Raw genomic sequence first — 11,798 nt, forward strand, 5'->3', positions numbered from 1 at the left:
TAAGGTTCTGTTGTAGGTGCGGGCGGTTCGTGGTATTTTTAATCAAAGATGGAAAGATCAAGATTATTAGGAGCGATCAATCATGGTGCAAAGAGTAAAACGTTTTTTATCTGCATCCGATTTTTTCGGGAACAAGTTTATACGCGTCATTCTGATATCGAGTCTGTTTCTGCAAATAGGCGTCTGGATGCGGAACTTTGCCATTCTACTGTTCGTTATGGAAATGACGAACAACGATACCGTTGCCGTGTCGATGCTCTATGTCGCCGAATTTGCTCCGATTCTCATCTTCTCTGTCATCGGCGGAACCTTTGCGGATCGTTGGAAACCAAAAAAAACTATGATTTACTGCGATTTGCTCAGTGCCCTATCACTGCTGGCCATCTTGGCAGCCTTATTGTTAGGCTCATGGAAAGCGATATTCTTCACGACGCTGCTATCAGCGGTTCTATCGCAATTCTCGCAGCCCTCCGGGATGAAATTATTTAAGCAGCATGTACCGGAGGAGCATATTCAGACAGGCATGGCGATGTACCAAACGTTGACTAGCATCTTTGTTGTCATAGGTCCGGTATTTGGTACTTTCGTTTATAGTGCATACGGCATCAATGTTTCGCTCGCATTAGTAGCCATCGCATTTGTTTTGTCAGCCGTCACTTTAACCTTGCTGCCACCAGACAAGCTGGGCAAAACCGGGGACAAGAGGGAGTCCTTCTGGTTTGAATTGCGCGGCGGCTTTACATATGTCCTTCAAAATCCGATACTTCGTTTGCTTGGCATCGCCTTCGGCCTAGGGGGACTTGCGGTCGGCATCATTCAGCCGCTCGGCATTTTCATCGTCGTTGATCAGCTGCAATTGGATAAAGAATATTATCAGTGGTTTGCCAGTACCAATGTTGTAGCAACCGTTGCTGGAGGTTTATTGGTTGTAGGAATCTCGAAGCTTGTGCCCTCTCAGAAAATTTTAGCCATCGGCAATCTCTTTAGCGCCTTTTCCGTGATCGGCATCGGATTTTCAACGTATCTCTCCTTATCTCTGGCGATGCAGTTCATTCGCGGTTTTGTCCTCCCCTTCATACAAGTCGGAATAAACTCCATTGTCATGAAAACGACGGATGAAGCTTATGTTGGAAGAGTTAACGGGGCTTTTGGCCCGATCTTCATGGGCTCCATGGTACTCATGACGATGGTTTCCGGATGGCTTAGCACATTCCTGCCATTAGCCTTCATGTACCTGTGCTCGGGTATTTTGTTTGTTGTCTCCACAGCTGTCATCTCTCTTATGTTCCGTTTGAAGCTTCAGATCAACCCGCTTGCCGATAGCACTAGCAATAATCAACAAACTTCGCAATCCATGTAACGACTATACAATTTCGATCGATTCCAAGATATTATCTATATTTTAAGGATTAACATTTATTAAAATGTGTGGATTCACCTTTTTTCAACCTTTACCATTTTTTAATATTAGCTCTATTCCTCTATGAAATTGGCGCTGTTCACAAGTGTAGTCATGCATAGAGGGGGGTACAAATCAAACAAGCCCATGCTCGTTTGCATGGGCCTTAGAGTGTTGAGAAACCCTTGCTTTTTCCAAGCAATAGGTTTCCTTTTTTTGTTTTTAGATATTCGCTACGTAGCACATTCCAGCTCATTCCCGCGCGACCTGCTCTCCATCAGAACGGTCAAGGCCAGGCCTTGAGCAACATAGGGAGAGAGTACTTTCGCAGTTTACCATTATACACCTAAACTATGAGCCTTTTATTATTCTCAAGTTCCTGTTTTGGAAGGTTGTCCTGATGCTTTGCTTCTAACAGATTTAATATAGACTCGCCTTCTATATGTACATAACAATAGACCGTCAAATGTCAAATTTGGTTTTCTGCGCAAAAAAAGCAGATCGGCATTACCGCTCTGCTTTTTATTCTGGGCAAAATCTTTATTCCAGCCTATTAAATCCCTGATGAGTCAACCCTAGCGGCAAGAGCTCAGGCTTTTTGCAGACGCTGCTCAACTGATAATGCTGCCCGCTATCCGAAGATATATAAAAACCATGCATAACTTCCAATACATGATATCCGAGTTCGCCGCTGGCACGATGTGCCCTACCCTCTCTGATGGCAAAAGCCATATCCATTAAACCTATGCCCCTATTATTGGTTGTAAACCCATGCGTCAGTGGCATCTCGACGAAATCGGCATAATCTTGCCGCTTGACCAGCACCTTTCCTCCAAATTCATTAGGATCGCTGAGGATCATTGAACCAGTCGTCCCGTGAATTTCAATAAAAGGCAGTCTTGTCCCCCAAACATCAAAACTCATGACCATCGTCGCAATTGCACCGTTTTGAAAATCAAGCACACCTGATACATGAGTAGGCGTTTCAACGGGGAACCTCCGTCCATAGTTGACCTCACTAGTAACCATCCGTTCCTTCGCATAAGACGCTGCCGAACCTGTAACTCGCTTGACCGGTCCCATAAGATGGATGAGCGCCGTCAAGTAATACGGTCCCATGTCAAAGAGCGGACCCGCTCCCTTTTGATAAAAAAAGTCTGGATTAGGGTGGAAACTCTCCGGCCCATGACTCATGAGGAAAGCATTGGCAGAGATCGGCTTGCCAATCCAACCATCATCTATCAGCTTGCGCCCAGTCTGCAGCACGCCACCTAGGAAAGTATCTGGAGCTGATCCGACGAGCAGGCCTTTCTCTGCCGCCAAGTCCAGTATTTGTTTCGACTCTTCCAGCTCGATAGCGAGCGGTTTCTCACCATAGGTATGTTTGCCTGCCGCTAAAGCCTTTAGATGAATATCAGCATGGCTTGAGGGGATAGTCAAGTTCAAAATTAATTCGATATCCGGTTTTGCTAAAAGTTCTTCCACACTGCAGGCAAGTGGAATTCCGTATTTTTCTGCCTGCGCCCGTGCTCGCTCAATATCCAAATCGGCACATGCAACGATATCCAGTATGGGGAACTTTGAGTCTGCTTCGAAGTAGATGGAGCTTATATTTCCACAACCAATAATGCCTATACGAACTGGTTTCATTATTTGTCTTTCTCCTCTCAATGTTCCATTGATTTTATGAATAATGAAAAGTTGATTCTCCTCATCTTTTCAACACTCGATTCAGCAATTAAATTATTCAATTCGTATCATTCGAAAGCTTTATCATTATCATGACGGATCGACAGTACAAATTAAACCAGACAGAATTGTACTTTAGCCAAATATATTGTGCTTTCAGTTTCTGAATTCTGTACTCCGATGCACTTTGAAGAGCACAAAAGCCGGTCAAGTTGAGCTTGACCGGTTTCATCTCATATGCTTTTCTTCCGCCCAATACATGTATCCTGAAACCTTCGTTAAGAACTCCTATTACTTCAATTCCAACAGGAAGTTAACAGCAGGAATTGTACCATCCAGACCGATCATCAGACCGTCATTAACGGGTGTCCCTTCGATACGAGCTATAGGCGTGCCAACTGTGTCCAAGGCAGTAAGCGTTGCAGATTTGCTGCGTACGAAAAGAAAGCCTTCAGGGGTATCCGCGTACAACTTACCCTGATGATCGACAGTCGTAGTAAAACCATCCGTAGTAAAAATCGTTTCGTCCATGCCAGTATGGCCGATTAACGTGAGAGTGTAAGATTCTGCAACATCAACGGAACCGCCATTCACCGGCAGCAAAGCCGCAGAGATACGTTCATTGCTGAGATTCAGGGTGATATTCTTCGTTAATGTGATACCGCCAACTGGATTACCGCTAAAGTAGGAACATTCATCGGTGTTGATACGGAAAGTTCCCGCGATTGGATCAAAGGACAACTCGCCGGTATCGGAGACGAGGGCATTGCCGACAAGACCACGGTCATCAGGCAGAAGGCCCCATCGCTTGAATGCAGCATCCAGGTTTTTCGCAAAAGCGGTATAATCGCCGTCGCCAGCCAAGGCTGCTATATCATTAAATACCAGAACGCTGTCTCCCAGTTTCGCTCCTGATAATTCTTCATCGCACTGCTCAGCCAGTCTCTCCAATCGACCTTCACCAGTTGCATGCCTCATGGCGTCCCGATATGGCGACCAAGAAAAATAAACAGCGCGTTTAGCCTGAGATAGATCACCGTTATTCACAAAGCCAGCGGTAACAGCGACGTCGGCATTGCCGGTATAAGTGTCGCCTTGTTCCAGGAATACGTTGCGCATATTGGTGATGTAAGGCAGGAACGTGTTCGGCATACTAAAGGAAAATGGCAGAGTCTTAAGATCATTTTTCGTGAAGACCAGGTCCACCTGATGCTCAGCCGGGCGTACCAGTCTACCGAGAAATAATGCAGCCATAAAACCAAACTGACAAATAAGAGATGGATCGTTGTAAGCATCGAATATGTCAGTAATGACATCGTCGGGCTGGTCATTCCAGCTTTCTGACGTATGGTAGCAATAGAGCATGAGACCGTCCCAATCGTTCAGGCTGGCATAAGCTGCCATAGAAATAAAAGCCGTAGAGTGAAAAGGATTAACACCGTATTCATTCCATTCGCTCAGGATGAACGGTTTCCCCGCAACCACTGCCGTCGTGGCCATTTGCAGCATCTCGGTGCGAAGGAACATACCATCACTGTGCACGGTCAATGGGTTAGACGTGACATATTCCCGCATCCCCGGCACAACCAAAGTTTCCTGATGAAAAGGCGGCATTGGGTGGTTGAAGTACGTATTGTTCATCATAATATCGCCATCCGTATGGGAATATACATCCGCAGAACCATTTAAGAGGTTGCTGGTGTTAATAGGTACTTTCGCCCCTAAGGAACGAACATGGTCAATCATTGTACCGTAGTATCTACGGTTCACACTAATACCGAAATCCATGAAATCAGCATAGCGAGCGGGACTTACACTGCCCGTCCATTCACCCATCGGATTATTGTTAACCTGATAGAAACTGCCCTCCGGAAAAAGAACGGTACCCGCCTCTGGATCTTCCTCTTCACCAAGCGCACAGGCACCATTAAACGTCCAAGCCTCAGCCAGATGCTTTCTAGTGTCATACTTGGCAAGCAGGAAGCGGTTGAAGCGGCGTTGTAGTTCCTGCCGATACGGCTCGACCCCCTGTGCATCTTTGATGTCTTCTGTACCGCGAAAAACGGAATCCTCGTTATTAATCTGAATGGTCATGACCGCTGGGTCGTCAATTAAAGCCAGTCCCGTATACGGATTCACGTGGCAGAGAAGCTTAGTTGCAAATTCCTTCTGAAGCTGAATCAATCTTTCATTAAAATGGGAGAAGCTTTTGTAGAAGATTGACGGCGCATCGGGATATGCCAAATCATCTCCGTCTTGGAAGACACGAGCCACCAGTAAATCTATTTGTAGATAAATGCCTTTTTCCTTCAGCTTCGCAACTAAATAGTCAAAGCGATCAAGACCCTTTTCGTTAAAAATTCGACTCGATCCGCTGTCATAATCAATTAATGGGTTTTCGAGGCTTGAACTCCATCCGGAAGCACCTAGAGGGGCATCAGCAGCATGAAGACGGATGACGTTGACACCTAGCGACGCAAAGCGCTCAGCCAATAGCTCCGCAGTATGGTGGTCAGGTGTATTGGACCGAGTAGGTAAGTTGAAGCCAATGAACTTCGCGCGAGTGCCATCCGCAAAGTACAAATGACCGTCTCTAACCTCAGTGAAACCATGCTTGCCCGCAGGGGCATCCAACAGGTAGGAAAAGTCAAGTGCTCCTTTATTCGGCGAAGTCTTATCGATTTTAATTCTCTGTTTCATATCAATTCCTCCACGGTTTATGATTAAATTGAAATTTACGAAAATCGTTACCTCGTTCTTCCAGTTTTAGTTGACTTGACTAAACCTTACAACGTCAAGCCGCCGTCCACCGCGATGATCGAACCCGTCATGTAGCTGGACTTGTCTGTCGCCAGAAACACGACCATTTCTGCGATCTCGGAAGGCTCCGCAAAGCGTCCGATCCGCATGGATGGAAACTCTTCTGGTGTATAACCAGATTCTTGCATCATCATAGGAACTGCCTGAGTAAGCGCCGTATCGACACCACCCGGACATATGGCATTCACCCTTATACCCTTACGCACGTATTCAATCGCCGCTGCCTTCGTCAGACCAATGACGGCATGCTTGCTTGCTGTATAAGCAGCCATGCTATGCTCAGCGCGAAGCCCTGCGGTAGATGCCGTATTGATGATCGAGCCATACCCTTGAGCGTTCATTACTTTAAGCACTTTTTTTAAGCCTAAGAACACGCCGCGAACGTTTACACTCATAATCCGATCGAATTCTGATGCCTCAAGGTCCTCAAGCAATGAGAACTTTTGCAAAATACCGGCGTTATTGAAAAAGACATCAATTCGACCGTAAGCGTCTATAGCAGCCGTTGTGTACCTTTCGACATCCTCTTCCTTGGAAACATCGGCTTGAATAAACTGCCCTTCCCCACCTTGTGCGCGGATGAGATCAACAGTCTCTTCTCCCGTCGCCGTGTTGAAATCGACAGCCACAATCTTGAATCCAGCCTGTGATAGCTTAAGCGAGGCAGCACGCCCGATACCACCACCTGCTCCGGTAACGATCGCCACCGAATCATTTATCGCGAGGGGCTGTTGAGGGCTCTCGTTTTGGATGTTCTGTTGCGGACTCGTCGGATCGCCTAGTGTAATATTTGATAAATCTAATACGATCGCGGAAAGGATTTCTACGGAAATATTCGCCTGAGGGATAGCGCTAAGCTGCTTCAATGTGAAGCTCTTCCCCATGCTTGCCATCGGATTCGTCGAGATGCCCGGCAAATGTTTCTCCATAATTTTAACGGTCGTTTCGTTGGAAAGCAGTTCACCTAAGGTTGAATTTTCTGTAAATGTCATTTTCATTACCTCCATACCAAGTATGTTATTCATTTTAATACTCATCATGTATAATTTATGGTACGATTCTTAGTAAAAGAGTATGAATTAACGAACTTATAGGATGTGAATTGCAATGAGATCAGACGAACGTAACAAGCTTCTCCATTCATCATGCAAACTGCTTCTAGAAAGCTTGCAACTGCCCGTGTTTTACGCTTTGATGCACGGTGATGACGAAATTCATTCTTTTTTTATGAATGAGATACAGAGCAATCCATTTTTTGATAACCAATCGGAGTTTGTTCAGTTTTTGAAGCAACAAGTCCAGCATTCGAATGTACCAAATATTCATACGACCAGCTTCGGAGAGTCCTTCATTCTTGTTCCTCTGCTTCAAGATGGAGCCCAGGTGGCGACTGTTGTTATTGGCCCTGCCGTAACCCTGCAAATGACCGACGAAATCATCCAAGACATGCTAAGAGACTTTAATATCGCCGAGACTCAGGAATGGACTTCCTATCTTCTGCAATTACCACTTGTATCGTCAAAAAGGCTTTATCATATCGGTATTTTGGCATACCACCTATTGAACGGAGCCATGCTCAATGTAACGGACATCATCGAAACAAAATTTCAGTTCGAGCAGCCGGCTCACTTAAAGAAGCATGCTGAAATTGTTATTTCCGATCGACGGGAATCATTAGAATTCCGAGATATCTTTGAAATTGAAAAGCAACTGCTCAGATCCATTCGGAACGGGGACAAAACCGCCTTTTACAATATGACGCTATCCACTAATTTTGACGGCCCTGGCATCCTTTCGAACTACAACGAATTGCGCAACATCAAAAATCTCGGCATTTATGTGATAGCGCTCGCCACCCGAGCAGGGATTGAAGGCGGTTTATACCCAGAGATCGGATATACCCTCAGTGACCTCCATATTCAATATATTGAAGAACTTCGTGACTATCGCGCAGTGGTAAATGCCATCGGTGATGCCTTAATAGATTTTGTGGACCGAGTCTCTGAGAGTAAAAGAAAACATCTTTCCAAATCTATTGCGACATGCCAAGAATACATTTTCAATCATCTGTATGAAACTATTCCTTTGTCTCATTTAGCGGACAAAGTCGGTTTACAGGAAAACTATTTATCACAGCTGTTCAAAAAAGAAACTGGCGTAACCATTACGCAATTTATTCAACAAGAGAAAATCGAAGAAGCAAAAAAATTATTGGAGTTAACTTCCGATCCGATTGCTGCTATTGCTTCAAAGCTGAATTTTTATGATCAGAATCATTTCATTAAAATCTTCAAAAGATATATCGGCTTAACACCGAAGAGATACAGGGACAAGAACAAGTTTGATATTTCGATCAACCTTTAACCGCACCAATAGCCAAACCTTTTACGAAATACTTCTGAAGGAAAGGATAAGCAATCATGATCGGAGCAATGCTGATCACGGCAATCGCCATACGGAAGGCTTCGCTAGGCAACTCTTGCATCGAACCGCTTGCCAAGGAGCCTACGGAGCTATTACTGGCCAAAAATTGAATGTTGCTCATCAATTGGTTCATCACGGTTTGCAAACTGTATAGATTGGGATTAGTAAGATAAACCAATCCATTGAACCAATCATTCCAATACAAAAGTCCCTGTAACAGGCCGACCACTGCCAAAATCGGCAAGGAGAGCGGCATCACGATTTTACGGTAAACCGTAAATTCTGAGGCACCGTCTATACTCGCCGATTCCAAAACCGAGGACGGTACGGTCGTCATAAAAAAACCTCTCATCATCAAAACGCTAAACCCGTTCATTAAGAGTCCAGGTATAATAAGAGCAGCCAGCGTATTTTTCAGCTCAAATAGTTGGGTATAGATAATATAAGTCGGAGCCAGTCCGCCGTTGAACAACAAAGCAAAAAATAGAAGAAAAGCAAAGAACATTCCACCAGGCAAATCTCGGCGCGATAGCGGATAAGCCAGCATTGAGGTAATGATCAAACTGCTTGCTGTTCCGAATACGGTGACAAAAATAGTGATTCCATAGGCATTAAAGATTAATGAAGATTGCTCCCATATATATTGATAGGCTGCCAAGCTTAGATCCTTCGGAAAAAAGGAGTAACCGTTTTGAATAATGGATTGTTCATCGGTTAACGATGCTGTGAAAAGAAGCAAGAATGGACCTATACAGGCAAGAGATAACAACAGTAAAATAATATGAGAACCCCATTGCCATAAACGTTTTTCGCGAAATATAAAAATCCCCTCCTAGAATAAAGCATTATCTTTGCTGAACTTTCGAACCGCATAATTCGAAAGGATGACAAGTATGAAACCAACTACAGATTGATACAAACCTGCCGCAGCCGACATCCCGATATCCCCTAGCTGCATGAGTGCTCGGAACACGTACGTATCAATGACATTAGTTGTACTAAATAGAGCTCCCGAGTTCATAGGCACTTGATAGAATAATCCGAAGTCCGAGTAGAAAATGCGCCCTATACTAAGCATCGTCATCATGATGACGATAGGAGCTATTAAGGGAATCGTAATCTTTCGTATTTGCTGCCACTTACTCGCCCCGTCTAGCATAGCCGCTTCATAATAATCCTTATTAATACCAATAATAGCGGCCAAAAAAACGACACAAGAGAAGCCGATACCTTTCCACAAATTCACAATGACCAATATAAATGGCCAATACTTGGGCTCATTGTACCAAGAGACGGGGTCTATCCCGAGTGCTGGCAGTATCGTCTTATTCATAAAGCCCACATTAACGCTTAATAACGAATACACCAAATAGCTAACCAGTACCATTGAAATCAAATACGGAAGCAGTAAAACACTTTGATAGAACTTGACTGCTAGTTTATTCTTAATTTCATTCAAGAAAATAGCTGTTCCAACCCCAACGATCGTACCTATTACAATAAAAGCTGCATTATACAGAATCGTGTTGCGAGTAATAAGGTAGGCATCTGATGAAGAAAATAAAAACTTGAAGTTTTGCATACCGTTCCAGTCGCTTCCCCAAATCCCCTTTGCAAAATTAATATCTTTAAACGCAATCGTGATTCCATACATGGGCAGATAGTTGTTTATGAGCAAATAGGCAACCCCCGGCAGCATCATAAGATAGAGGGTACTGAATTTCCATATTTTCTTTCTCACATTTCCCAGTCTGACACTCATCGTTCATATTGCACTCCCTTCGATCTCAGCCTTGTAAGCGAACCGCTTAAAGTCAGGCAGGAAGTAGAAATGGTCATGTAATCGCATGACCATTTCTACCATTCAGAAAACTTCGTTATTGCTTTGCCTTTGCCCATTCGTCAAGTTGCTTTTGCTTTTCCGCAATGACCTTGTCTATACCGGCTGTTTTCAAGTTTTCTATAAACTTCGGCAGAACTTTATCTGGATCAACGCTTCCCGTTTCAAGAGGGAGGCGATACTGGGTAAGAACATTTCCAATGGCAGCAGCCTCTGTCTTAACCGGAGTCGGGTCGAACGTGAAGCCTAATGCCTTCGATTTAGTAGCCGACGTATTAAACGCTTTCACTTTCTCCCACAAATCGGGGTCAGTTCCATTCCAGAGGTAGGAAATGAATTGATTACCAAATAGCCAACCAGCATTCAAGTAATATCCAGAATTCGAAGCATCCACACCTTCGGGAAAATCAATGATATTTCCTGACTGGATTACATAATGCTTCCCCTCAATTCCCCAAATCAACAAATTTGCAATATCTTTATCCGAGTACATCAGATTAAGAAATTCCATCGCTTTTTCCGGAGCTTTAGAGTTTGCAGTAATTCCCCACATTGTATTCGTTATTTGAGACGTCGTGGATACGGCTGGTTGGGAGAATGCTTCCGTTTTCATAGGTACACCACCAGTAGCACCTTCATTAAGTGCTGCAGGATGTGCACTAAGCAGGAATGCAAAGCCACGATTTGATTTCACCAGATCGAGCGGGTTGGTTTGATTGGTCGAAGCATCCTGAAGAATCAAACCTTCTTCGTACCACTTTCTCATCAGTTTAAGCTGCTCTGCATATTCTTTTGTCTCAAAAAGATTTACTAATTTTAGATCATTGTCAAAATTGGGAAGAACCCCAAGATGATTACTGAGCTCGTCAAATGTTTTATAGTCATTTAGCATAGATGCTCCTATAGTCGACGGCAGTAAAGGAGCCATATTGGGTTCGCCCGCTTTAACTGTTTTTAATACGTCCTCCAGATCTTCAAGGGTTTGCAGCTTGCTGGTATCTATTTGATATTTTTCAACAATTTCCTTTTGCATTGTAATGCCATTAACAGATGCCATTTCGTGCAAGGTTGGAACACCATAAATGGTGCCTTTCACTCTGGATGCATCTAGATATGCCGGATCCAATGCTTGAATAATTCCTTGCCCATGTTTCTCCAAAAGCTCGTCTAGAGGAATCAATTGACCTTGTACAACTGCTTGGTTGTAATTATAGATAGTAGGCATCAGATCGAGTTTTTCACCGCTAGAAAACATTAAATTCGTTTGCTGCATCCAATTCGAAAAGCTTATAGGCATTAATTTAACCTTAGCATTGATTTTCTCAATCGCGATTTTGTTTACGGCATCCTCGATCAAAGACATATCTTTCGGCTGTGCCGCAAAAAGCGGAAACGCGACTGTTAATTCAGTCGGTTTTCCCGCAGCTTCTGCGGACTGACCCGAATCTGGCGCCACTTCTCCATTGTTGTTACCGCCGCAAGCAGACAGCAGCAACAGAGAACCGATGAGCAGCATACTCAGCATCTTTAATCTTTTCTTCATAGTTATCCCCCATTAATAATAAATTTCCACTCATTTATCTAATAGTTCCAATCAGTGAATAGTTATAGTTTACGCAAGAGCAT

Annotated in this window: 8 protein-coding genes; 2 read left to right on the forward strand and 6 right to left on the reverse strand. The window is 44.0% G+C overall.

Annotation, left to right across the window (positions count from 1 at the left end):
- Positions 1-82 precede the first annotated feature (82 nt).
- On the forward strand, positions 83-1,360 hold the full coding sequence (locus ABEW34_RS10895) for an MFS transporter (protein WP_430158131.1): 1,278 nt from the start codon (positions 83-85) through the stop codon (positions 1,358-1,360).
- Positions 1,361-1,939: 579 nt separating this feature from the next.
- Here ABEW34_RS10895 and ABEW34_RS10900 read toward each other — a convergent pair.
- The 3 genes from ABEW34_RS10900 to ABEW34_RS10910 all read right to left on the reverse strand — a co-directional run bounded on the left by ABEW34_RS10900 (position 1,940) and on the right by ABEW34_RS10910 (position 6,627).
- Positions 1,940-3,049: a Gfo/Idh/MocA family protein gene (locus ABEW34_RS10900; protein WP_430158134.1), complete on the reverse strand. Its 1,110-nt coding sequence runs from the start codon at positions 3,047-3,049 to the stop codon at positions 1,940-1,942.
- 330 nt (positions 3,050-3,379) lie between these two features.
- Entirely contained in the window at positions 3,380-5,788 is a 2,409-nt protein-coding gene (locus ABEW34_RS10905; RefSeq protein ID WP_430158137.1) for a hypothetical protein, read from the reverse strand.
- Between the two features lie 86 nt (positions 5,789-5,874).
- Entirely contained in the window at positions 5,875-6,627 is a 753-nt protein-coding gene (locus ABEW34_RS10910; protein ID WP_430158583.1) for an SDR family NAD(P)-dependent oxidoreductase, read from the reverse strand.
- Between the two features lie 388 nt (positions 6,628-7,015).
- Between ABEW34_RS10910 and ABEW34_RS10915 the strand changes: the two genes are divergently transcribed.
- Positions 7,016-8,272 (forward strand): helix-turn-helix domain-containing protein, encoded by a 1,257-nt coding sequence (locus ABEW34_RS10915; protein WP_430158140.1) that lies wholly within the window; start codon positions 7,016-7,018, stop codon positions 8,270-8,272.
- Here ABEW34_RS10915 and ABEW34_RS10920 read toward each other — a convergent pair.
- The 3 genes from ABEW34_RS10920 to ABEW34_RS10930 all read right to left on the reverse strand — a co-directional run bounded on the left by ABEW34_RS10920 (position 8,262) and on the right by ABEW34_RS10930 (position 11,715).
- A complete protein-coding gene (locus ABEW34_RS10920; protein ID WP_430158586.1) occupies positions 8,262-9,152 on the reverse strand; it encodes a carbohydrate ABC transporter permease in 891 nt (296 codons plus the stop codon). The genes ABEW34_RS10915 and ABEW34_RS10920 overlap by 11 nt on opposite strands.
- A 12-nt stretch (positions 9,153-9,164) precedes the next feature.
- A complete protein-coding gene (locus tag ABEW34_RS10925) occupies positions 9,165-10,094 on the reverse strand; it encodes an ABC transporter permease (protein ID WP_430158142.1) in 930 nt (309 codons plus the stop codon).
- Between the two features lie 115 nt (positions 10,095-10,209).
- Positions 10,210-11,715, reverse strand: coding sequence for an ABC transporter substrate-binding protein (locus tag ABEW34_RS10930; protein ID WP_430158144.1), 1,506 nt, complete (start codon positions 11,713-11,715; stop codon positions 10,210-10,212).
- Between the last annotated feature and the right edge of the window lie 83 nt (positions 11,716-11,798).

Origin of the sequence: Paenibacillus algorifonticola, assembly GCF_050481745.1 — a bacterium.
Classification (GTDB): Bacteria; Bacillota; Bacilli; order Paenibacillales; family Paenibacillaceae; genus Pristimantibacillus; species Pristimantibacillus algorifonticola_A.

What these genes read in the sequence shown, in the direction of transcription:
- ABEW34_RS10895 (WP_430158131.1), top strand. Translation starts at nt 83, where the DNA reads ATGGTGCAAAGAGTAAAACGTTTTTTATCTGCATCCGATTTTTTCGGG.
- ABEW34_RS10900 (WP_430158134.1), bottom strand. Translation starts at nt 3,049, where the DNA reads ATGAAACCAGTTCGTATAGGCATTATTGGTTGTGGAAATATAAGCTCC.
- ABEW34_RS10905 (WP_430158137.1), bottom strand. Translation starts at nt 5,788, where the DNA reads ATGAAACAGAGAATTAAAATCGATAAGACTTCGCCGAATAAAGGAGCA.
- ABEW34_RS10915 (WP_430158140.1), top strand. Translation starts at nt 7,016, where the DNA reads ATGAGATCAGACGAACGTAACAAGCTTCTCCATTCATCATGCAAACTG.
- ABEW34_RS10925 (WP_430158142.1), bottom strand. Translation starts at nt 10,094, where the DNA reads ATGAGTGTCAGACTGGGAAATGTGAGAAAGAAAATATGGAAATTCAGT.
- ABEW34_RS10930 (WP_430158144.1), bottom strand. Translation starts at nt 11,715, where the DNA reads ATGAAGAAAAGATTAAAGATGCTGAGTATGCTGCTCATCGGTTCTCTG.